15 protein-coding genes are annotated in these 23,918 nt (G+C 65.0%); 7 read left to right on the top strand and 8 right to left on the bottom strand.

The window, feature by feature from the left end; translation table 11 throughout:
- Positions 1–27: 27 nt before the first annotated feature.
- Complete coding sequence (locus FA85_RS18475) at positions 28–5,466, bottom strand: autotransporter outer membrane beta-barrel domain-containing protein (RefSeq protein ID WP_051943741.1); 5,439 nt, start codon at positions 5,464–5,466, stop codon at positions 28–30.
- Between the two features lie 271 nt (positions 5,467–5,737).
- Between FA85_RS18475 and asd the strand changes: the two genes are divergently transcribed.
- Positions 5,738–6,592 (top strand): archaetidylserine decarboxylase, encoded by an 855-nt coding sequence (asd, locus tag FA85_RS18470; RefSeq protein ID WP_036114101.1) that lies wholly within the window; start codon positions 5,738–5,740, stop codon positions 6,590–6,592.
- Positions 6,593–6,721: 129 nt separating this feature from the next.
- Positions 6,722–7,165 carry a hypothetical protein gene (locus tag FA85_RS18465; RefSeq protein WP_036114103.1) on the top strand — a complete coding sequence of 148 codons (444 nt, stop codon included), beginning with the start codon at positions 6,722–6,724 and terminating at the stop codon, positions 7,163–7,165.
- 15 nt (positions 7,166–7,180) lie between these two features.
- On the opposite strand, the gene FA85_RS18460 is transcribed toward FA85_RS18465, so the two are convergent.
- The gene (locus FA85_RS18460) at positions 7,181–8,716 is read right to left on the bottom strand and encodes a transglycosylase SLT domain-containing protein (RefSeq protein ID WP_036114105.1); all 1,536 of its coding nucleotides are present in this window, start codon (positions 8,714–8,716) and stop codon (positions 7,181–7,183) included.
- A gap of 136 nt (positions 8,717–8,852) precedes the next feature.
- Between FA85_RS18460 and FA85_RS18455 the strand changes: the two genes are divergently transcribed.
- The 3 genes from FA85_RS18455 to greB are packed head-to-tail and all read left to right on the top strand — an operon-like array spanning position 8,853 to position 12,135.
- On the top strand, positions 8,853–10,373 hold the full coding sequence (locus FA85_RS18455) for a helicase HerA-like domain-containing protein (protein ID WP_036114107.1): 1,521 nt from the start codon (positions 8,853–8,855) through the stop codon (positions 10,371–10,373).
- Between the two features lie 2 nt (positions 10,374–10,375).
- Positions 10,376–11,638 carry a DUF4013 domain-containing protein gene (locus FA85_RS18450; protein ID WP_036114109.1) on the top strand — a complete coding sequence of 421 codons (1,263 nt, stop codon included), beginning with the start codon at positions 10,376–10,378 and terminating at the stop codon, positions 11,636–11,638.
- Entirely contained in the window at positions 11,635–12,135 is a 501-nt protein-coding gene (greB, locus tag FA85_RS18445; RefSeq protein WP_036114111.1) for a transcription elongation factor GreB, read from the top strand. The genes FA85_RS18450 and greB overlap by 4 nt, the downstream gene beginning before the upstream one ends.
- Positions 12,136–12,203: 68 nt before the next feature.
- On the opposite strand, the gene FA85_RS18440 is transcribed toward greB, so the two are convergent.
- A complete protein-coding gene (locus tag FA85_RS18440) occupies positions 12,204–15,770 on the bottom strand; it encodes an ATP-binding protein (RefSeq protein ID WP_036114114.1) in 3,567 nt (1,188 codons plus the stop codon).
- Positions 15,771–15,905: 135 nt separating this feature from the next.
- Between FA85_RS18440 and FA85_RS18435 the strand changes: the two genes are divergently transcribed.
- Positions 15,906–16,541, top strand: a complete 636-nt coding sequence (locus FA85_RS18435; RefSeq protein WP_036114118.1) for a response regulator — start codon at positions 15,906–15,908, stop codon at positions 16,539–16,541.
- A gap of 10 nt (positions 16,542–16,551) precedes the next feature.
- Here FA85_RS18435 and FA85_RS18430 read toward each other — a convergent pair whose 3' ends face one another.
- Positions 16,552–17,340, bottom strand: a complete 789-nt coding sequence (locus FA85_RS18430; RefSeq protein ID WP_036114120.1) for a DUF3025 domain-containing protein — start codon at positions 17,338–17,340, stop codon at positions 16,552–16,554.
- A 5-nt stretch (positions 17,341–17,345) separates the two neighbouring features.
- A complete protein-coding gene (rimO, locus tag FA85_RS18425) occupies positions 17,346–18,686 on the bottom strand; it encodes a 30S ribosomal protein S12 methylthiotransferase RimO (RefSeq protein WP_428977051.1) in 1,341 nt (446 codons plus the stop codon).
- Between rimO and FA85_RS18420 the strand changes: the two genes are divergently transcribed.
- On the top strand, positions 18,667–20,319 hold the full coding sequence (locus tag FA85_RS18420; protein WP_240003824.1) for a recombinase family protein: 1,653 nt from the start codon (positions 18,667–18,669) through the stop codon (positions 20,317–20,319). The genes rimO and FA85_RS18420 overlap by 20 nt on opposite strands.
- 45 nt (positions 20,320–20,364) lie before the next feature.
- On the opposite strand, the gene FA85_RS18415 is transcribed toward FA85_RS18420, so the two are convergent.
- From FA85_RS18415 to FA85_RS18405, 3 genes are all read right to left on the bottom strand, one after another.
- Entirely contained in the window at positions 20,365–21,546 is a 1,182-nt protein-coding gene (locus FA85_RS18415; RefSeq protein WP_081908605.1) for a serine hydrolase domain-containing protein, read from the bottom strand.
- 1,214 nt (positions 21,547–22,760) lie between these two features.
- Positions 22,761–23,087, bottom strand: coding sequence for a hypothetical protein (locus FA85_RS18410; protein WP_036129286.1), 327 nt, complete (start codon positions 23,085–23,087; stop codon positions 22,761–22,763).
- 94 nt (positions 23,088–23,181) lie between these two features.
- Positions 23,182–23,877 carry an SOS response-associated peptidase gene (locus FA85_RS18405; RefSeq protein ID WP_036129284.1) on the bottom strand — a complete coding sequence of 232 codons (696 nt, stop codon included), beginning with the start codon at positions 23,875–23,877 and terminating at the stop codon, positions 23,182–23,184.
- Positions 23,878–23,918 lie beyond the last annotated feature (41 nt).

Below are 23,918 nucleotides of genomic sequence, written 5' to 3'. Positions count from 1 at the left end.
ATACGCGATCGCCTCAGCCCGGAGGACTCAGAAGTCCCAGCGCGCCCCGACATTGAAGCCCCAGCCACGCGTTCCCGCGTCACCCAGCTTCTTCTGCCAGTCCGCCTCACCATACAGCGAGATCCGGTTGGTCCAGGCATACGTACCGCCCAGGCCCACCTCCACCATCCGACCGAAAGCACCGCCGGCGAACTGCTGCGAGATGTCGTAGCCCTCGGCGCCGACGTTCACCGACGAACTGCCGCCCCAGCCCTTGATGTAGTTCACCCGCGCATAAGGCGTGGCCTTGCTGCCGCTATCCGTCACCCACGTGCGATCGAAACGCACGCCGGCTCGTCCGATCGTCTGCGACAGGTCGTTGAACTGTGTGGTGGCGCCATCGGTATCCGTCTGATCACGTAGCGCGATGTGCTGACGCGTCAGCTGAAGCTGCGGCTCCAGTTCCCATCCGCCATCGAACTTGAACGGGTACCCGGCCTCGAGCGAACCGTTCCAGCCCGAGCCGCGGATGCGCGCCGTACCCTTTGAGCGAGCGGTATCGACGTCGCCGACGTGGCGGTCGCCCTGGGCGATCGCGTCGATATAGAAACCGCTCACGTGCTGCCACGTAACGAACATGGCGACCGAGTTGGTATCGAATTTCGTACGGCTGTAACCGTCGGCCGCTTTCGGTTCGAGCCGCGTCGTGCCGTGCGTATAGGCGATACCCGCCCGCAGGGCTGACCGGTCCGCATCGAGCGCGAAGATGTTCACGCCCACCTGCACCGCATGCGTGTCGATATCGGCGTCGTAGCCGTACTGGCTGAACGACCGGTTGGAGGAGTAGCTGTAGTCGCCACCGATGTAACGCACGAACGGCTCACCGCCGAGACCCTCTCCCGCATCGTTCATATCGCGAATCTCGCCGAGCCGGCGATGCAGGTTGTCGATCGTGCTGTAACCGTAGATGGCCAGCGCGGTCGGCGAGAGAATGTACGAAGGCACCTGTGGCACGACCGCCGGGCGAGCATCGCCTGCCGGCACGAATCCGCCGATCGATCCCGGCTGTGGCGTCGGATAAGGCAGGCCCGTCGCTGGCGTAGGCGCCGGTGTAACCGTGGTGGGCGTGGGGCAAGGGCCGTCGCACACCAGGACGTTGGCCAGCCGGTAATCCCAGAACGCGTTGCCGGTGGTCGCACCACCCACGACGCGCTGCGACGCATCGCTGCTGCCAGGCTGGAAGGCGTACAAGCCGTACTGCCACGGACCCGCCGCGACATAACCGCCCTTGAGCCGGAAAGCACCGCCCGTCGACGTGCCCGCGACCTGCACGAGGGAGATACCTTCATCGGCACGCACGTAGCCATTGCGATCGGTATCGGTCAGCGCTCCCGTGCTCAGCGCGGCAGGTGTGACATCGAGCACCGTTTCACCCGATGCATTCCCTTGCACCAGCAGGCGATCGGTCTGCTGCTGGGCCAGGGCGCCACCGGCGTTGAGGTTGGTTACCAGATTCAGCCGACCGCCCGAACTCGCATAGTTGCCGTCGATCGTCAGTCGATTGCCCGGCGATCCGCTGCCCTGGGTCAGGTCGATCAGGCCGGCATTATTCACGTTGGCCGAGCCCGGCGATGCGCCCGAGATCACCGGGTAGACACCGTTACCGGCATAGAGGGTGGACGTCGGATCGATGTCGACGTCGCTGTTGGCGAGCTTGAGGTTGTCCGTAAGGGTGAACTGCGCGCCGTTCGCGAGCGAGACGGTGTTCCAGCCGTTGCCGAGGTTGATACCCTTCGCAAGATCGTCGTAGGCGAACGTGCCGCCGCGTGTCTGTGTCCCGTCGAACGTCAGCGAGTTACCGCCGCCGGTCCCGGCCAGCAGATGATAGGTGCCGGACGTATCGACCTTGCCCACCGTCGCCTGGTTGCCCGTCCCGTTGCCCATGGTCAGGCTGCCCTGCAGGGTGCCGCCCGTCCAGGCGAACGTGTCGGATCCCTCCCCCGTGCCGATGTCGCCGCGTACGCTGCCCCCAACGAGACCGACCGTATCGTTACCGGCGCTACCGCGCACGGCCTGCGCCGACGGCGACGCCGCACGGATCGTGCCGCTGTTGACGAAACTGGTGCCCGTCCCATTGGCAAGATCCACGACGGGCGACGCGGTGCTTGCCGACGTCAGCACCCCGGCATTGGATACCGAGGACGCCGTCCCTGCCACAAGCGCCGATCCACCGGCCGGCGAAAGGATATTCACCGACGCGGCATTGGCCACGGAACCCGTGGTCAGGGCCTGGATACCGGTCGCGCCCGCACCGTTACCGTTGACGGTGAAGCCATTGCCGATCGAAAGGTTACCGTCGGCCGGACTGCCGTCGGCGCGGCGGAACGCGTAGCCCACACCCGAGCCGTCGACGTTGAACGTCGCCGTGGACGAGGGATCGATCGCCGTCGCGGTACGCAGTCCCGCGCCGTTGACGACGCGAAGCGTCGCGCCGCGGAGCGTGATCGCACCGGTCTCCGCGGCGTTCTCGATCGCGTTACCGGTACCCAGCGTGGTGATCGTCGTGCCCGTCGCGTTGAGCGAGACGGCGCCCGTGTCCAGCAGTACGCCGTGCGCGCTGCCGTTGGTGACGATCGCGGAGTCACCCGAACCGAGCACGAGGCCGGCACCGCTGGTCAGCTGCACGCCCGCCACGCCATCATCCACCGTGATCGACCCGGCGGGATCGAGCCGCTGCGTCCCCGCACCTTCCACGCGCACGCCGGTGCCGCTGCCCACATGGATGCTGCCGTTGTTGGCGAACGTGCCGCCCGAGCGCAGCAAGGCGCCCGTGGCACCCGGGCCCGACAGATTGAGCGCCGCGTTGTTGATGGCCTTGCCGTTGGTCTCGACGATGAACCCGGTGGTGTTCGCCCCTGTCAGAGTCATGGCACCGGCATTGACGAGGCTGGCACCGTTCCGTGCGATATAGCCGGTGACGCCGCTGGTCGCGGACGTGAGATTCGCCAGGCTGTTGAGTTGCGTACTGGTGACGACCGCACCCTGGCTGGCGCCGGTGAGGCTGTGTTTCTGGCCGTCGGCCACGCCGGCGATGGCGCCAGCGCCAGCAAGATTCACGTTGGTCGCCGCGTCGATGGTGGCCACCGCGCCACCCTCCGCCACCACGCCCTGCGCACCGTTGCCGGAGACCGTGATACCGGCGTTGCGGGTGTTCACCAGTGAACCGGTGCCCGTGCCCAGGATACCGGTCGACTGCGCACCGGAAGCGACCATGCTCAGCCCCGTGCCGTCGAAATCCGCGCCCGAGTCGAGCCGGAACAGCGTGGACTGCGCCGTCGAGACGTTCAGCGGGCTGCCGCCGTTGACATTGATATGTGCGTCATCGCCGTAGGCGAAGAAGCCGATCTGTCGTGTGCCACTCGCGAAACTCGGTGCCGCGCCGGCAGCCACATCGACCGTGGCACGGCCGCGCGCATGGATACCGATCGCGCCGTCGCCGAGCAGGTTTACCGCACCCTGCACGTTCGCGCTCGCCGTGGCGCTGCCCTGCCCTTCGGCCCAGACACCGTAATTGCGCGTGCCACTGGCGGGATCCGCGCCACCGGCGACATTGATCGTGCCCGTATTGCTCACCAGCGATGCCGTCGCGCCGGTCGAGAGCGCCTTGATACCCGCCCCGTTCACGCCATTGAGGTTGATGGTTCCGCTGTTGACGACGTTACCGGTGGCGCCGCCGTTCTGCACGAGGATGCCATCGTTTTCGCGCGGTACCGCGGCGGCCGCGCCGTTGACATTGATCGTCCCCGAGCTGTCGACGTTCGCACCCGGCGACGTCACCAGGATGCCCGCGGCGTTCTGGGTGAGCGAGCCAAGCGTGATGGTGCCCTGGTTCCGCGCGATCGCCGCGTAAGGTACGTAGATGCCTGTCGTCATCGTGCCCTGGTTGACCGCGATGTCGGCCGCCGGCGTCGCGGGTGACGTTTGCGGCCCGCGACCGATATAGATCGTGCCCGCCGCTCCGTTGGTGAAGATGGCGGTGGGATCGCCCAGCGCGATGCCGTCCATCGAGCCATTCGAACGCGAACCCGTCACGCCGACGTTGACGATGCCGTTGTTGGTCGCGCTGGCATTGGCGCCCACGCGCACACCAATCGACTTGCCCGCGCCATTGGCCGAGCCGGTGGCGAGGTTGAGAATACCGTTGGTTCCATTGGTGAACGTACCGCCGGACTGCAGATCGACCGCCGTGGACCCGATGGCACCGTTGGTAATGGTGTTGTCGGCATTACGGAAGAAGTTGCCGTTGATCACGCCATTGTTGGTACCTGTCGTACCCGCTCCCGTCAGCACCAGCGCCGAGCCGTCGCCGGTGTTATGCGTGGCCGCCAGCGTGCCATTGATCGTCACGTTCGCGCCGGCTTCTCCGCGCACCGTGCCGCCGTTGGTGTTGACGGCTTCCAGCGTCGCGCCGGAAGCCACCGTGCCGGAGGCATTGGGGCCGACCAGCTGCATGACGATGCGATTACCGATGGGCTGCGCCACTTCATCGGCTGCGTCGTCGGCGCTGATGCCGTAGCTGATCTGCTCGGTCGTCGCGCTGTAGCCCTTCGCGAACAACGATGCGTACGACGTGGGAGCGAGATTCCCCGTCTGCAGGTTGGCGATGAGGAAATTGTTGTAATCACGCAGCTGCGCGTCATTGGTGACGGTGTGTGAACTCGTCACGCCATCGACGGTGGTGACATCGAAGGTGCCGCCGTAGTGCGAAACGTAGCTCACGTACAGGTTCTGCGGCTGGGCCGGGTTGGCCACGTCGCCGTTGAAGGCGATGCGATTGCGCGAGGTCCAGTCGATGGTGCTGGCCGCACTCCCGGTGCCGTCCGCGTAGAACAGGGAGGTCTGTTTCGCCGCCATGGTCCAGCCGTTGGTGGTGGAGTCCGTCGGCACGCCGGGACTGCCGATGTCGACGGTGAGCGCGCCGCCACCACTGGTCACCGTGCCGACGCGCGCGTCGATGTACTGCTGCCCGTTGACGTTGACCACGTCCGGCACCGCGGTGCTGCCGTCAACGGCGCTCAGCCCGACCAGGTTGGCACTGTTGTACGTGGAGACGACACGCCGGCCACCGGTGATGGGATCCGGCACGCTGACGCCAAAGTTCTGGGTGCCGGGATTCAGACGTGCCGCACCGATCCACTCGGAACCCGACTGGATCCGTCCAAGCCCCTGGAGCGCGGCGATGGTCGTATTGCGCGTGCCGGTGTCACCCGCGGCGAAAAGCTGTGGGCCGGAGATCGTCACCACCTGACCGGGCGTCAGTACCGTGGCGTACTGCTGGTTGTCGTTCTTCGTGGGTGAATAGGCGTCGAGGGTGACGGTCTGAGCGACGACCGGACCACCCGTCAGTGCCGCGGCGACGGCGAGAAACAATTTGGCGCGACGGCGGCCGCCCATCATGGCGCGGCGCGAAATAACCTGGGAGCTCATTTTTGGTACGTATCCCTATCGGGCGCCGATCCCGGCACCGTGAAGCACGACTGGCACTCCCTTACCCGGCGACGCGAGCCCCCTCACCCGTTCACCGTGGCCCTCCTGGGCCTCGTGCGAAGCAGCGACGTGTCGAAGACGCGTCGGTCATTACTTAGGTATATTCGGCAGGCCATGAAAAAAACGTGCATTTATTTGCCGAATATGCGCATAGTTTTTGCACAGTCTTACCGCAGCAGCGGGAAACGCGGGCCTCGCCTATACTTCCCCGATGAAGCCAAAGGTCCTGCTGCAGTACATCCTCCCGCACCGCTTTCTTTCGCGAATCGTCTACTGGGCGACCCGCTGGGAATGGACGCCCTGGAAAAATTTCCTGATCCGGGAGATCGTCCAGCGCTACGACGTCGACATGAGTCAGGCGGCGCAGCCCGACCCGCTCGCCTATCAGCATTTCAATGCGTTTTTCACGCGCAAGCTGAAGCCGGGCGCACGCTCCGCCGCGCCCGATCCGCAGGCCATTCTTTGTCCCGCTGACGGACGTATCAGCCAGTGCGGCCCGATTCGCGACGGCCGGATCTTCCAGGCCAAGGGCCAGGAATACACGGCGGCCGAACTGCTGGGCAGCGACGAAGCCGCCGCCCCTTTCCGGAACGGCAGCTTCGCGACGATCTACCTGTCCCCGCGCGACTACCACCGCGTTCACATGCCGCTGTCGGGCACTCTGACCGGCACGACACACGTGCCGGGTCGCATCTTCAGCGTCGCCCCGTTCGCGGTGGCCGACATCCCTCGCCTGTTTGCACGTAACGAACGCCTCGTCTGCCATTTCGACGGCGAACACGGCCCCTTCGTCTCGGTGATGGTGGGAGCGATCCTGGTCTCGAGCGTCGCCACGGTCTGGGACGGCATGGCTATCCCGCCGTACGCGGCGGACATCATCCGCAAGGACTGCCGCGGCAGAGGCGTCCACATCGATCGCTTCGGCGAGATGGCCCGCTTCAACATGGGCTCGACCGTGATCCTCCTGCTGCCGGAGGGCTACCGCTTCGACGACCTCCAGCCCCAGCAGCAGGTCGTCGTCGGCCAGCGTCTGGGCCAATACGTGGGCGCCGGCACGCGCGACTGACCCACCGCGTCACAATGTGACGAATATGTCTTCAAATTGACGCGACGTCAGCGTATGCTCCGTGGCTCCGGCGCCTCTTAGGGGGAAGCGCCGGGGTCATAAGAAGCATCCGCCCAGGGGAAGTCGTCCATGCGTCTTGTCACTCATCTCATTGCCGTCAATCGCGAGATCCGCCTTAAGCGGCAGCTCGCCGACATCGAGCGCGTCGTGCTTGCTCTTCCCGTCCGGGCACACGCCGACCTGCAGCAGCTGGTCAGGCGCGAGATGGAGCAGGCCGCGGCATGTGACTTCCCGCATCTCTACGGCACTCCGCCGGAAGAACGCTACAGCACCTATGGTCACGGGCCGGATGTCGGCCTGGGCAAGGCACGCTCGGAAAATCCTCTGATCGCCACACGCGGCGTCGCCCTGTGGATCGCCTCGGTGTATCACGAGACCCTCGATTCCCGCCGTCCCGGCATGGAAGACCTGCACCGGCAGATTCTTCGCCTGATGCGTCAGATTAAGGAACTCTCGGCGCCGGGTAAGCGCGATGCCGCCGACGCGTGGATGGAGCCGCACGCGGTCGCCTGATTCTTTTCAGAAAGACTACCGGCAAACCGGTACGCGCAGCGCCTGCCCCACTTTCAGCTGATGTCCTTTGAGGCCGTTCATACGCGCGATGTCCTCGACATCCGCGCAGTTGCTCTTGCGAGCGATACTGACGAGCGTGTCGCCCCGGCGCACCGTGTAGCTCTTCGAAGCCGACGACGATGACTTCGACGGTGTCGACGACGACGAACCACCGGCCAGCGCGGCGGATGTGGCGGCCGGCGGGGGTGGAGCGATGATCTTAACCGCATTGTGCAGATCGGCCGCGAGGATGGGCCACGGACCGTCGGCACAGCTGGAGGCGTAGGCCTTCTCCAGCTGCCTGGGCACTTCGAGTCGCGTACCCACCGGCTGGCTGATCTGCGGATCGAGACGGGGATTGAGGTTGCGCAGCGTGCGGAACCAGCCTTCCGGCATGTCCTGCGACGAGCCGAGGCAGACCGTCAGTTCGCTCAGGGAGGCTGGGCGCTTCAACGTGATCTGGCCCGGCTCACCGTCGATCTTCGGCCACCTCAGGTGATAGCTGTCAGGGTGCAGGAAGAGCCATGCCGCGGCCAGCACCATCGGGACGTAGTCACGCGTTTCCGCCGACATCTGGCCATAGATCTGCGGATCGTAGAAGCCCGCGCCGGGACTGCTCGCCGCGATGCGGCGCATGCGCCCCTCACCGCCGTTGTAGGCGGCCAGGGTCAGCTCGAGGTTGTTGTTGAAGGCGGCCAGCTGCTCGTCGATGTATTCCGCATTGGCCTGCGCCGCCATCGTCGGATCGAAGCGCTGGTCGAAGCCGTCCGAGTTGCTCAGGCCGAAGCGCAAGCCCGTGGCGTACATGAACTGCAAGGGGCCGGATGCGCCGGAGCGGGAGACCGCGTGCACCTTGCCGCCCGACTCCTTCGCCATGATGCCGAAGAGCAGCGCCTCGGGCAGGTCGGCTTTCTTGTAGGCCGGCCACATCTTGTAGCGCATCATCTGGTAATTGACGTAAGCGTCCATCAGGTTGGGACGCAGCTGGGTCAGCCAGAGCTCCAGCGCCGCCTTGACCGGACCGTTCATCACCATCAGGTCGGAAAACTGCTGGCCCTTGAGCATGGTGACGGCGCGCTGCGCCGCCGGTAACGAACCGATCGCGACGGAGCCCGGCAGATTCGCGTCGCCCGGCTGCGCACCGACTTCGGCACCCTGCTCCGTATCGTCCGCATCTTCGCCTTCGATGAAGCTGCCGTCCTTCAGGCGCAGCAGACGATCGAACACCGCGGCGAACCGCTGCGGGTCGCAACCCGGGGTCAGGCTGCAATGGGCCGACGCGTCCTTGAGCTGGTCGAGCGACTGCTTGCGCGTCTGCGCCGCCTGAGGGGTATCGCCCCGGCGAGCCTGGTCGATCGAGCTCTCGTAACCCTTGCTCGCCTGGTTCATCCGGTCGTACAACGCATTGACCTCGGGCGTGGCCCTGCCCGGACGGGGCGTACCGCTGGAAGCGCAACCGGCGAGGACCGCCAGGGGAAGCAGGAGAAGCGGACGCGGCACGCGAAAGGACATGTACGAAACTCAGGGTCAGGCAGTGGCGGCCACGTTACCCGCCGGACCGCCCGGACTCAAGCGGTCGTGCGTCAATTTTCTCCGTAACGGCATATCGTTGCGTACACTTGTTCAGGAGATTCTTAAGGATGAAACCATGCCCACGATCCTGATTGGCCGCAACGACGAGGCCGCTGTCGAACTGGACTCCCGCTACGGCAACCGCCACGGCATGATCGCCGGGGCCACGGGTACGGGAAAGTCGGTCAGCCTGATGCTGCTCGCGGAGGGTTTTTCTCGCCTCGGTGTGCCCTGTTTTCTGGCCGATGCCAAGGGCGACCTCGCCGGCCTCTCACAAGCCGCCGGCGCTCCGTCGGAAAAGCTCACCGCCCGCCTGACCAGGCTCGGTCTCACGACCTGGAAGCCGCAGGCCAATCCAGTGGTGTTCTGGGACATCTACGGCAAGGCCGGTCACCCGGTACGTGCCACGGTGTCGGAGATGGGCCCGACCCTGCTCTCCCGCATTCTGGAGCTGAACGACACGCAGGAGGGCGTCCTCGAGGTGATTTTCCGGGTCGCCGACGATGAAGGCCTGCTGCTTCTCGACCTGCCCGACCTGCGCGCGATGCTGGGCTTCGCTTCCGGGCACGCCAAGGACATCTCGTCGCGCTATGGCCTGATCAGTCCGCAGAGCGTCGCCGCCATCCAGCGATCCTTGCTGAAGCTGGAGCAGGACGGTGCCGACGCCTTCTTCGGCGAACCGGCGCTCGAGTTGCCGGATCTGATGCGTCAGGACATGAGCGGCCGTGGCGTGATCAACGTGCTGGCGGCGGATACCCTGATCCTCAAGCCGCGCCTGTATTCGACGTTCCTGCTGTGGCTGTTGTCGGAGCTGTTCGAGCAGCTGCCTGAAGTGGGCGATCTGGACGTGCCGAAGATGGTGTTTTTCTTCGACGAAGCGCACCTGTTGTTCGACGACGCGCCGGCCGCCCTGCGCCAGCGTGTCGAACAGGTGGTGCGGCTGATCCGCTCCAAGGGCGTGGGCGTCTACTTCTGCTCCCAGAATCCCGACGACGTACCCGGCGAGATCCTCGGCCAGCTCGGCAATCGCGTACAGCATGCGCTGCGCGCGTTTACCCCGCGCGACCAGAAAGCGGTGAAAGCCGCCGCCGAAACGTTCGCGCGAAACCCGAAACTCGATGTGGTCGAAAGCATCGGCACGCTCGGCACCGGCGAAGCCCTGGCATCGACCCTCGGTGATGGCGGTGTCCCCTCGCCCGTGCAAAAGATCCTCGTGTCGACGCCTGAATGCCGCATCGGCGCGATCACCGACGACGAGCGCGCGACCGTTCGCGCGCGCTCGCCCGTCGGCGCTAAATACGACACGTCGGTCAACCGGGAATCGGCCGAGGAACGCCTCGCCGCGCGCGCCACGGCGAAGAACGCCGACGATGCGCCGTCGGTGAAGTCTGCGGGTAAAACCGGCGACGCCGCTGGCAAGGCGGGCGAAGACGACGCGGGCTGGGGCGGCGCCGTGCGTGACGCCGTCTTCGGAACCCGACGGCGGCAGGGTATGGTCGAGACGATGGCCAAGTCGATGGTGCGCGCGGCCGGAACGCGTGCGGGTCAGCAGATCGTACGCGGCATTCTTGGCAGCATCTTCGGCGGAAAGCGCTGAGCATGCCGCGACACGCGCTCGCCGACGCCGACACGCCGTTTTCGCAGCGTGCGATCGACGGGTTCCGCTACCCCCTGGGTAGCGGCGCCCGGCTGACGCTGATCGCGGTGACGCTGCTGGAGGCGCTCTCGTTCCTGCCGGTGACCGGTCTGAAACTGCTGGTGATCTTCATCGGCTGGATGGCGATCTACGTCTACGCGTTCGAATGCCTCCGGCACACGGCGGATGGCTTCGCCGATCCGCCGGAGCTCGCGCTCAACACCGAGGACAGCACCGGCGTCGCACTGATCCTGATTCAGCTCACCGGCAACGCACTGGCCGTGCTGGCACCGTTTTTCCTTGGCATTCCCGGATTGCTCGTCTCACTGGTGTTCGCTTTCGTCCTGCCGGTGATCACGATGTCGCTCACCTTCGACGGTGTCGGCGCGGCGCTGAACCCGGCTAACTGGGTCGCGGCCATCGCCCGTTTCGGTCCGAGCTACCTGCTGCTGTTCGCCATCGTCATGCTGACCAGCCTGCTACAGGCGGGCGCGCAATACGCCATGAAAGATCACGGCCCTACGTTCATCGGCACGCTCGGTTATTACGCGGTGGCCAATTACCTGACCATCTACAACTTTCATCTCATGGGCGCTCTGATTCACCACAAACACGAGACGCTGGGCTATTTCCCTTCGTCCATCGCGCTGCGCGAGGCTACCGAACCCGATGACGACGACGCGCTGCTTCAGCACGTCAACCTGATCGCGCGCGACGACATTCCCGGCGCCACCGACATTCTTACGGAGCGTTTGAGAGAAGGCCTCGCACCCGTCCCGATGCATACCCGGTACCGTGAACTGCTACGTGCGCAGGACCGGCTTCCCGAGCTGCTCGTCCATGGGCAGATCTGGATCGCCGCGCTGATCGCCGGGCAGGAAACCCGGCGTGCCCTGGGCGTGGTTCAGGACTGCCTCGACGTCGATCCCGCCTTTCTCCCTGACGATCCCCGCACGTGCGGACCGCTGGCGGACGTCGCCGCGCATGGCGGCATGGTACGGCTGGGGCTGCACCTCGCGCAGGGCTACCTGACGACCTGGCCGCGTGACATGGGCGCGCCCAGCTACGGACTGCTGGCGGCGCGTCTGCACGACCGTCTCGGCGACCCCGCGTCATCGGCACGGCTCGCCCGCCGGCTGCTTGCCGACTATCCGGAACATCCCGTGAGATCCGACCTGGAAGCATTGCTGGCGACGCTGAGCCCGACATACGGGGTGTCGCCATGAGCCGCTGGCGCCCGCCGTCGCCGTCGTCGACGGCGATCATCACGCGCGAGGGCTTCGAGCGACTCAAGGCGGAGCTCGACCATCTGTGGCACACGGTACGTCCCGAAGTGGTCAAGGCACTCGCCGCGGCTGCCGCCGAAGGCGACCGGTCCGAGAATGCGGAGTACACGTACCGCAAGAAGCAACTCGGCGAGATCGATCGTCGCGCGCGCTATCTCAGCAAACGCATTCCGGTGCTCAAGGTCGTCGAAGCGGCGCCTTCTCAGCGCGATGCGGTTTTCTTCGGTGCCACGATGGAACTCGAGAATGTGGAAACCGGCGAGACGGTGCGTTACCGCATCGTGGGTCCGGATGAAACCGATGCACGCAAAGGGTGGATCAGTATCGATTCACCCATGGCGCGCGCGGTACTCAAGAAGCGGCTGGATGATGAGTTCGAGGCGGATCTGCCGGGTGGACGGACGCGGTTTGCGATTCTGGCGGTGGCGTACGACTGAGACAGGCAGGGATTGAAACGGGCAGAAACCCAGCCGGGACAGGCGGGGAGACAGTCCTGCCGGCGACCCTACGAAGCCGCCACCAGCCGCCCGGCAAACGCCTCCAGCCCATCGGCAAAACGCCCGACGCCCGCGGCGAAGTCTCGCAACGCGGCCCGGTCGACGTCACCGCCTTCCCGCAACGCCAGCTCCATCCGCTCCCCCTGTTCGCCCACCTCGGATCGCCCGAAGACGTTCACGCCGCCCAGCACGTGGTGAATCCATCCCGCGACCTCATCGCGATCCGCGCGAGCCGCTACGACATCGAGGCTCGTCAGCGCATCCCGCGTCGCCTGCACACCCGCCTGAATCACGCTGACGACGTTGGCGTCGGAACCGAACGCGCGGCGCATGCGATCCATGTCGATTCCGAGGTCGGGCACGCTGACCGAAGGCGCCATCGCGTGGTTGCCGTCATGCGTGTCGTCGAGATGGACGTCGAGGTCGACACGACCCCGCGCGCCAAGCCAGCGCGCCACGGTCTCATGAAACGCCTCGAGCCGGATCGGCTTGCGAAGAAGGTCGTCCATGCCTGCCGCGAGGCAAATCTCCCGCTGATCCGAGCGTGCGTCGGCGGTCATCGCGACGATGGGCAGACGCCGCGTGCCGCCAGCCTCGCGCAGGCGCACTTCACGCGCCACGGCATAGCCGTCCATGCGGGGCATGTGGCAATCGACCAGCAACAGATCGTAGTCGCCGACGTCGAGGGCCTCGAGCGCGGCGACACCATCGTCGACCACATCGCACCGGTAACCCCGAAGCGCCAGCTGCACGCGGACGAGCTCCTGGTTCACCGGATGATCTTCCGCCAGCAGGATGCGCGCGTCACGAGGCGTGGCGGCGACAGTGGCCCTGTCGTCGACCTCCGTATCCTGCGACAGCGGTAGCGTGGTGACAGGCAGCTCGAGCGTCACCGTAACGACGGTGCCCCGTCCCGGTTCGCTCTCGATCGCGATGTGCCCACCCATGCGTTCCACGAGACGCCGCGAAATCGCCAGGCCGAGGCCCGTCCCGCCGAAGCGGCGGGTCGTCGACGACTCGGCCTGACTGAACGGGGCGAAGACATGCCGAAGCTTGGCCGCATGAATGCCGATACCGGTGTCGCTGACCACGAAGCGCAGGCGCTGGCGCGCGCCATGTTCTTCGTCGACGTGTAACGCCACGTTTACGGCGCCACGCGCCGTAAACTTGATCGCGTTACCCAGCAGGTTGAGCAGGACCTGACGCAAGCGCCCGTCGTCGACCATCAGCGCAGGCGCCAGGGTCTCGTCGAATGTCACTTCGACGCGCAGTCCTTTCGCCTCCGCCTGCGCCGCCATGATGGCGACGGCGCCCTCCACGATGGCGCGTGGATCCGCGGGCCGCGGGTCGAACGTCAGATGACCGGCTTCGATCTTCGAGAAGTCGAGCACGTCGTCGAGGATGTGGAGCAAGGCCTCCGCCGAATGCTCGATGGTCGACACCATCTTGCGTTGCTCCCGATCCAGCGGCGTGCGCTCGAGCACGTCGAGCAGGCCGATCACGCCGTTCATCGGGGTGCGGATTTCGTGGCTGATCGTCGCGAGGAAATCGCTCTTCGCGCGGGTCGCGGCTTCCGCTTCGTCACGTGCATGGGCGACGCCGCGCGCGGCCAGTTCCTGCGCGGTCACGTCGACCCAGTAGCCGTTCCAGCGCACGCTGCCGTCTGCCGCGGCCAGCGGCACCGCATCGGAGCTGAGATAGCGCGTGCGCCCGCCGACCTGGGCGCGAACGGTGACGTGCAGCGGCGTGAGCTCGCGGGCGGATCGTTCGAACGCTTCGCGCAGCGCTTCGCGATCCTCGTCCGGCACGGGCGCCAGCATGGTTTCGCCGCCGGCGAGCAGCTCGCCCGGCTCCATGCCGAGAATGCTTTGCGGATCGCCACCGACATAGGCCATCGCATAAGCGCCGTCGACGCCGCGGACCGCCTCGTAGACCACCGCGGGCACATGCGCCGTGACCTCGGCGAGACGCCGCTCGGTGCGTTCGCGTCGGCGCGTCTCGCGACGCAGATTGAGGTACGCATAGCTGATGGCGATCAGCGAAGCCAGCAACACCGCGACGAAGGGCAGCACGCGCCCCGCGATTTCACGCCATGTCGGTCCCACCACGTAGTGGGAGGCGAACCAGGTGTTGCGGATCTCCTGCTGCCGGTGCGTCGACAGATTGACCAGCACACGGTTGACCAGCGGAACCAGCGGCGCGAGTTCACGCCGCACACCGATGGCGATCGCTTCGTTGTCGCCGGTGGGAGCGGCTACCTTCAGCTGGCCGAGGAAATTTTCGCGGATGAGGTAATCGACCGAGGCCAGATTGCCAACGAACGCATCCCCCTCACCGGCCGCAAGGCGGCGCAGGCCGTCCGCCTCGGTATCGACGGAGACGATCTGCACGCCGGCAATGCGCGAGAGCAGCCGCCGGATCGGCTCGCGCGTGGTATTACCCAGAACGCGTTTACCCACCAGATCGTCGCGGCCGGCCACCGTGGGCGAGCCCTCACGCGTCACGATCATGATCGGAAAGTCGAGGTAAGGCACGCTCGGTTCGAGGAACGGCGCCGTCGCACTCTGTGGATTGATGGCCGCGACGAGGTCGACATCGCCCCGATGCACCCGCTCGACCGTGCCCGCCCAGTTCTCGCTGGGCACCTGAGTGACGCGGATACCCAGTTCGGCCGCGATCTCGCGCACGTAATCCAGCGAAAGGCCCTCCGCCTCACCCTGCCCCGTGATCAGGCTGAAAGGCGCATAGCTGGGGTCCACCCCCAGACGCAGAGGCGGCAGCGCCTGCAGCCAGTTCTTCTCCTTTTCACTGAGAGGGATACCGGCCTCCCTGGGCCGCGGCGCGATATCCCGACCCACCCAGCGCGCGCGCAGGCGGCCGTGATCCGCGGCGGTGAGCTCACCCAGGGCGTGGTCCAGCGCCCGCCCCAGCGGAGCACGCTCCGCAGGCACAGCGAAGGCCAGCGCGCTGATCGGCAGCGCCAGCGGTGCCCCGACGCGAAGCTCATGATCCAGCCGCAGGCGCGAGACGAACTCGCGTGCCGAATACGGGTTGTCCAGATACGCGTTGACGTCACCGCTGCGCACGCGCTCCAGCGCCTCGGCCGTGGAGGCGGTCTCGACCAGAGTCGTCTCAGGCAGCTCGCGACGCAAGGCCGAAATGTCGAAGTAGCCGGTATGGACGGCCAGGCGCTTGCCTACCAGATCGCCGGGACGGTGCACGATGGGCGCGTCCACACGCTCCACCACCGCCGGGAGGGATTCGAAGTAGGTCGCACCCACACGAATGCCGGGCATGCCCTGTTCCAGCGGCGTGACCGACGTGGCGACATCGATCTCGCCCCTGGCCAGGCCCGCCAGGAGCGCCGGCCAGCTCGGGTATTCGCGGGTCTGCAACGTGACGCCGAGCTCGGCGGCGATCTCGCGCAGGTAGTCCGGGCCCAGACCCTCCAGTTCACCGTCACGAAGCTCCTCGAAGGGGGGATAACCCTCCGGGTAGGCGCCGACCGTGAGTACCGGGTGGTGGCGGAGCCATTCGGCATCCTCCGGACGCAACGGCACGTCCGGGGTGGCCATCGCCACACTGGCAAGCACAAACAAAATTAACGGGAGCAGGCGTCGGATCACGTGGGAGGCTTCGTCAAGGTAACCTTCTGGGCATAATCGGTTCGAAGCTCAATGTGTCGCAACGTATTCAGGAGAACGCAAGGCATGCCACTCAAGGTCATTCTGGCAGACGATCACCCCCTCGTTCTCGTTGGCGGGCGGCTTGCGCTCGAGAATGCGCATATCGAAGTGGTCGGTGCGGCGAAGGCGGCCGACGAACTTCTGGCCATGCTCGCCGACCGCGAATGTGACGTCGTAATTACGGATTTTCTCATGCCGAGCGATCGGCAGGACGACGGATTCCCCCTTCTCGAAGCGATCGCCAAGGATTATCCGCATATCGCGCTGATCGTCCTGACCATGATCAACCGCCCCGCCGCTCTTCAGTCGATGCTCTCACGCGGCGCACGCGGCATCGTCGACAAACGTGCCCCGATGGACGAGCTGGCCACGGCCGCACGTGCGGTCTCCGACGGCGAAACCTACCTCAGCGAAACCCTGCTCGACATCCTCAACGAGGCCGACGAGAGTTCGGTCGCCATGCCGGGTGCGCCGTTGTCACCCCGCGAGACGGAAGTCATCCGCGCCTTCGTCAACGGCATGTCGCTTCAGCAGATCGCCGACCGCGAAGGCAAGTCGGTCAAGACGATCAGCCGCCAGAAGCGGGATGCCATGCGCAAGCTGGGCGTCGATCACGACAGCCTGCTCGGCGACTACGTGCGGGATCACGGACTGAGCTGAGCGCTTTTCGCTAAAGCGGTGGCGGGTAGACCCGCCCCGCGCGCAGCGGCTGGAAACACGGCGCCGTAGTGTAGAACGACGCCTCCCCCGTATCCGCGTGCCAGCCCGGCACGCCGGACACCGGCAACGGCCGAAGTTCCTGCGGATCGTTGAGAACGGCACCGCTGTGAATCGCCTCGGCGCAGACGGCACGCGCATCGCGCCCGTCCATGACGACCAACGCCTTCCCCACCAGCAGCTTCTCCGGCGTCAGGGCATGCTCGAGCAGCGCATGGCCGAACACCTCGACGCTCGCTTCGCCGCGCAGCCAGGCCTCGCGATGCGTCCAGAACAGCGTCGACCAGTCGTGTGCATCCCAGGCGCGCAGCATGGCCGGATCGCGCAGCGAAACGATCATCCCCGCCTCGTCGAAATGCGTCAGCGCGCACTGCGGACGTGAGCGCTCCCGCGGTCCCATGCGCGCGATCTCATCCATCTGGCGCGCGTTGAGTGCACGTTTCAGCGCCGGGTAGCGCAGCCAGATGAGCGCGTTGAACAGGTCGTGCCAGTTCTCGGCACGCGTGGCTATCGCGCCTTTGCGGGCGATGCGCTCTTCGTAGTGCAGTCCGTCGTCGAGCAGGGCCTTGTCCTGCGTGGCGAAGCGCACGTCGGAACCGGGCGGGAGCAAGGCGTTCAGCGGCGCGGTACCGGGCCACGTATCGCCGTCGAGGAGCGACGTGTAATCGCCCCAGGCGGAAAGCGGCGGCGACGCGAACACGCTCCGATCGAGCGAATGCCGCGTCGGTGCCACGTAACGCATGGGACTTAAGCCAGACGACCGTAGAGGTCGTGGGCGTCGGCTTCTTCGACGACGACGTCAACGAACTGGCCAGGCTTCAGCAGCTGGCCGTCGTCGATACGCACGGCACCGTCGATTTCCGGCGCATCGGCGCTGGAACGCCCCCAGGCGCCATCGGTATCGATTTCGTCCACCAGCACCTTGATCGTCCTGCCCACCTTGCGCTGCAGCTTGGCGGCGGAAATCTCGGCCTGCACCGCCATGAACTGCTCGAGGCGGTCTTCCTTGAGTTCTTCGTCGATCTGACCCGGCAGATCATTGGCCCTGGCGCCGTCGACCGGCGAATACGCAAACGCGCCCACGCGATCGAGTTCGGCCTCACGCAGGAAGCCGAGCAGTTCCTGGAACTCCTGATCGGTCTCGCCGGGGAAGCCCACGATGAACGTGCTGCGGATGGTGAGATCGGGCACCTGACGACGCCAGTTCTGCACGCGCTCCAGTGTCTTGTCGACGTTACCCGGGCGCTTCATCAGCTTGAGGATGCGCGGGCTGGCGTGCTGGAACGGGATGTCGAGGTACGGAAGGATCTTGCCGTCCGCCATCAGCGGCATGATTTCGTCGACGTGCGGATACGGGTAGACGTAGTGCAGCCGGGTCCAGATGCCCAGTTCGGACAGGCCCTCGCACAGCTCGGTCATCCGCGTGCGGTACGACCTGCCACGCCATTCGCGCTCGGCGTAGCGCACGTCGACGCCATAGGCGCTGGTGTCCTGCGAGATCACCAGCAGCTCCTTCACGCCGCCGCGGGCCAGCTTCTCGGCTTCCATCAGCACCTGGTCGACCGGGCGGCTGACGAGGTCGCCACGCATCGACGGGATGATGCAGAAGCTGCAGCGGTGATTGCAGCCCTCGGAAATCTTCAGGTACGCGTAATGCTTGGGCGTCAGCTTCACGCCGGTGTCGGGCACCAGATCGAGGAACTTGTTCCGCGTCGGCGGAATGGCCTGATGCACCGCGCTCATCACGCTGACGTAATCCTGCGGGCCCGAGATGGACAGGACGTCGGGGTAGCTCTCACGGATCAGCTCCGAACGCTTACCCAGGCAACCGGTGACGATCACCTTGCCGTTCTCGTGAAGCGCCTCTCCGATGGCATCGAGCGATTCCTGAACGGCCGAATCGATGAAGCCGCAGGTGTTGACGACGACCGCGTCGGCCTCGCCGTAGCTGGGCACGATCTCGTAGCCTTCGACCTTCAGCTGGGTGAGGATGCGTTCGGAGTCGACGAGGGCTTTCGGACAGCCGAGGGATACTATACCTATACGAGGTGCGCGCACTGCGACATTCATGGACGGGTTAATCGGCATGTCTAAAAACGCGAAAGTATACAGCTATTTACGATTCAGCGACGCAAAGCAGTCCGCCGGCAGCAGTGCAGATCGACAGTCGCAATACGCGGAACGCTGGGCACGCGAGCGCGGCCTCGTGCTCGACCAGGCCCTCTCGCTGCGTGATGAGGGCCTGAGCGCATACCACCAGCGGCACATCAAGCAGGGGGCGCTCGGCGTGTTCCTCCGCGCTATCGACGAGGGCAAGATCGCCCCGGGTTCCTTCCTCGTGGTGGAAGGCCTCGATCGGCTGAGCCGTACCGCTCCCCTCTCGGCGCAAGCCCAACTCGCCCAAGTCGTCAATGCTGGCATCACCGTTGTGACAGCGAGCGACGGAAAGGAATACAGCCGGGAAGGCCTCACCGCCAACCCGATGGACCTGATCTATAGCCTGCTCGTGATGATCCGCGCCCACGAGGAAAGCGATACCAAGAGTAAGCGTGTGCGTGCTGCGATTCGCCGGCAGTGCGACGGCTGGCAGGCTGGAACGTTTCGCGGCGTCATACGCAACGGCAAAGATCCGCAGTGGGTCCGTCTGGTCGACGGCGCCTGGGAGTTCGTGCCGGAGCGGCTGGAGGCGGTACGCTTGGCCATCCGACTGTTCCTGGATGGTCACGGCGCAGCCAAGATCATTGACCGGCTTAACGACGCTGGCCTTGCGGTCAGCGCGCGCACGGCGGCGTCGAACCTGTACAAGTTGCTCCGGCTCCCAGCGCTGGTAGGCGCAAAGACCTTGAACGTCGGGGATTCCGAGTATCGACTTGAGGGCTATTACCCGCGTGTGCTGACCGACGAGGCGTTCACCGATCTGCAGGTGGCGCTCACCCAGCGCGGCCGCCGCAAGGGTAAGGGTGAAATCCCAGGCATCATCACTGGCCTGCGCGTGAGCTACTGCGGGTATTGCGGATCCGCGATGGTCGGACAAAACCTGACAAGCCGCCGACGCGACGACCGCGGCAAGGTGCTCGATGGCCACCGTCGCATTGCCTGTTGCTCCGACCAGGCCGGCCGACGTTGCCCGGTCAAAGGCGGCAGCACGAGCGTTGCCCCGATCGAGCGCGCTCTGCTCACGTACTGCGCCGACCAGATCAACCTGAACGCCCTACTCGACCGAACCGCTCAGGATGGGCCGGCGCGGCAACACGTGGCCACCGCGCGCGCGAAGGAGGCCGAATGCGAGAGGAAGCTCCAGCGGTTGACCGACGTGCTGCTGCAAGACGACGAGGCGCCGCCGCCGACGTTACTACGGCAGATCCGCAACATCGAGGCCGAACTTGTGTCGGTCCGCGGCACTCTTTCGGCGGCCGAGGGAGAACTGTCGATGTTGTCGCGTAAGACCCCTGCTGCGGCACAGGCGTGGGCGGAGCTCGTGGAGGCGGTAAAGTCCCAGGACTATGACGCGAGGCTCAAGGCACGCCAGCTGGTGGCAGACACCTTTTCGCGCATCGTGGTCTATCGCCGCGGCATTCACCTCGACAGCGACGAAAGCGGCAAGGTGCTGGACTTGGTAATCATCCCGCATGGTGGCGCCGCAAGAGTGTTGCGCGTCAACCGCAAAAGTGGCGAATGGATCGCTGGCGAAGACGTCTCGCTCGACCAGCCACTGGACTGAAGCCCGCATGGGTGCACACACGATGCGGGCTGCTATAGCTGTGACTCAAACGCATGCCGAAAGGGCTAGATCGCTTAACCGTCGGAGGCGGTCAAAATGCGCCAAGCCGTCGATGAACCCGGCGCTCAAAAAAACGAACGTAAGATCGCGCTCCGGATCTACCAACCACATCGTAGTTCCTCCGCCCACCGCATAGAAGGTGTCAGGCGAGGCCGTATACCCCGCTCCGTTTTCGAAAAAGCCCTCGCCTCGTACGTATCCGCCTAAAAGTGAGAAGTTTGCGGGATAATCGGGAAGGCCGTGAGCTTCACGATAAAAGTCCCAAGCGCCATTGCTCATGTTACCTGTATGAATCTGCCGGGCGTACCGCAGTAGCGCGGGGGAAAGTAGACGATAGCCGTTGCTTGTACCGCCCTGACGCCAAGTCTCCGCAAAACGAAAGACGTCGTCCACCGTGCCAAAGGCGCTGCCCGCAGGAATCTCCGCACCTTCTACAAAGGCTGCATTCATCGCCTTCATCGCAGCGATTGAGGCATCCGAGGTCTGGGCCGGCGTATACGAGATGGGCACCCTACGCGGGTCGTGTTGAGAGAGGCCATAGCACGTATCAAACATACCGAGCGGATCGAACAAGTCCTCCTTTGCAATCTGTCTGAAGCTTCGTCCCGCAGGGTCGGTGACAACGAGCAGTTGCCCAAGAACGGCGTAACTCGCCGCGGTGTTGTAAACCACGCGTTCGCCCGGGGTATTAGCTGCTGGGATGGCAGAAACTACATCGACAAATTTTGCGAGATTACCCAGATCAGTAGGCGCCAATCCTGGAGGTGCCATGCCGGGAAACGTTCCAGCAGTATGGGTCAGCAGCATGCGGACGGTGACGCGTGCCTTACCGCCTGCTGCGAACGTCGGCAAGAATTCAGCAACCCGGGTGTCGAGACTGAAGCGGCCTTGGTCCACAGCCCGCAATACCAGCGCGGCGTTGAACGACTTTGATAGCGACATCATGAGGTATACGTCGTCTGCCGCTGCTGCCCGACCGGGCGAAACCTCGCCGAAGGTCCTTCGATGGCCAATGGTGCCCCCACGCGCGACGAGGATGGACGCGGCGTAATTTTTTCCTTGATCGATATCCGACTGAATGCTGGCGTCAAGCCTCCGAAGCGCCTCAGCGTCGAGGCCGCGTTGCGAGCTTGAAAGCATGTCTGTGGAAGCTTCGGGACAGATCATTGGCGTTACCCATGTGATTGCGAGTTGGGGTTGGCAGGTGATGGCGCACCGAGGCCGTGAAGCGGGGCGTGCTTGCCAGAGCAGCGGCCAACACGTGTTCTTGGAGATGTCTTCGAGGCAATAATGACCTGCAAGTCATTAACGAATAGTGAAATGGGGGCCATGTGTTATCACGCTCGGGGGCGTTGGCTGGCCGCATCGCGATGCACCAATACTTATACGAGCGCACCCCCGATCGGGCCTCTAGTGAGAACTGGCGATGGTCCACATCGCTGACTCACAGGCGTCGATCGCTGCGGGCGCGAGTATCGACGCGGCGGGGCAAAAGGTAGGCGCCGAGCCAAGCATTGAGCGCGCGACCATAGCGACGACAATGGTCTGGTTGTCTCCGCGCGCCAACAGGGGCCTCTCAAAGTCGTGGCCCTCGGAAGGAAGTGATTTAAGTGATGTAACGATCGTTTGACGCCTAACCGCTTGTAGCAAAGGCCTTTTTTGGCAAACGGTCGAAGTTATTTCCGAGTGATTTCTAGGTAATGACATAACTTTTTTTGAAGTGATGTGGACGGAAGCAATAAACCTTTTATGTCAATGACTTAGAGATTCATTACTTACCACATCACTTGGAAATAACTTCATCCCCATGCCGCTACTCGTTGATGCGCGGTAACTTTTCACGCCCACGCGCAGTGCATCACTGAAATCACTCCATCCGAACCCCAGGACTTTCAGCGGCCTATTTTCATCTATTCGTGGCGAAATCAAGCTAGTGGATGCGAAGCTTTCGCATTTGATAATTCACGCATCGAGGGGACGACTGTCTTCAGCGGCGGGGTTAAAGGTGCGCTTGGCTGCATCAGAACGCATCACCGGAAGGGGCGTGCGCACCGGCCGGAACGCGTTGGCGCGTTTGAACGCTGGGCGCTACATCACCTGCATCAAAAGCAGGGGGAGAAGCGCGAAGGCGAGGAGGGGGGACGACCGCGCGCGCTGGGGTCACAAACCCCTCGACCGGGCCTGCCGGCCCCCTGCGCCGCTTACTCTCCGCCACGCGCGCCGCGGCCCCCAGGCGTCGCGGCGCGGCCGGCCGAGCGCCGGCGAGGGCTCAGAACAGCGTCGAATCGAGGTCCCCACGTGGGGCTATAGAGGCGGTTCCAGGTCGGGTCACGCTGTCGTTGCTGCGATGCACCGTCCTGAGGTGGCCCGCGCCCCCGCTCTTAGGAGCGGTCGTCCGCGCCCTTCGGCTTCCGTGGGTTGAGCTCACCCTCGTGGGGCAGCCTTTTCCGCTCCGGCACGGGGTAACTGATCGTCCGCTTCGCCGCCCAGCGCTCGACCCACCGCTTAGCCTGCCGCTCGGACCCTGCCACCACCTCGATCGCCTCGGCCTGGTTGCCGTGGGGGAACACACTGACCCGCCAAGTGCCTCGTCCATTGGCGTGCTCGCGGACCACCACAAACCGCTGTCCGCGCTCGGTCGCGCCGTACTGCTGCGGCAGCGGCGCGCCCATCACGATATCGCGATCCAGCCAGGTCACAGTGGTCATAGGGCGCGGACGATACGCGGTCCGAATCTCAGAAGTGTGGACAGGGTGATCGATCTTCGCGAGGTTCGTCGTGCAAGTGTGCGTATCGGCAGGACTACAGCGCGATCGGCTCGACCAGTTCCGGTCTATTGTTCCTTGGCGACCCCACGGCCTTCGGCACAGGGTGGTAAACGAGGTCGGCCTCCGGGGCCGCCGTCAGTGTTGCACTCGCCTCGCCCGGCGCGCCCTCGACCCACACCCGCCAAAGGTCGGGCGGGAGGATCACAGGCTGCCGGTCATGGATGTCCCCGGAGACCTTGCCAGGCTCGCCGGTGACGATGGCGAAGGTGCGCACCCACTGCTCGGCCGGCGACGACCGCCAAGCCTCCCAGAGGCCCGCGAACATGAGCAGATGGCCAGCGGGGTCGTGAATGAAATACGGCTGCTTGGCGCCGGCCTCGCCTTTCCACTCGAAATATCCGGATGCCGGGACCAGGCAGCGCCGCTTCTTGAATGCCCCGGTGTATGCCTTCGTCGTCCCCTTGATCAGGCCCTCGGCCCGGGCGTTGATCATCCGCGACCCGATCTTCATGTCTTTCGCCCAGGATGGGACCAGGCCCCACTGGCACGCCCTGCCGGCGTAGCCGTCCTTGCCACTAGCGATGACCAGCGCTTTCTGGGTCGGCGCGATGTTGAACTGGTCGTCCCGCAAGTCGATCTCGCTGACGATGTCCAGCTCGAGCCTGTCGAGCACATCCCTGCCCTCGCGGCTCAGGGAGACGGGTCCGAAGGTGGCGTAGCGTCCGCACATGCAGTGAGCATCGCGCCCGCCCTGTGTTTTGAATGTCCACG

This window comes from Luteibacter mycovicinus (assembly GCF_000745235.1).
GTDB lineage: Bacteria > Pseudomonadota > Gammaproteobacteria > Xanthomonadales > Rhodanobacteraceae > Luteibacter > Luteibacter mycovicinus.
Note: the sequence above shows the minus strand (reverse complement) of the source record. Positions and strands in the feature narration are given on the sequence as shown.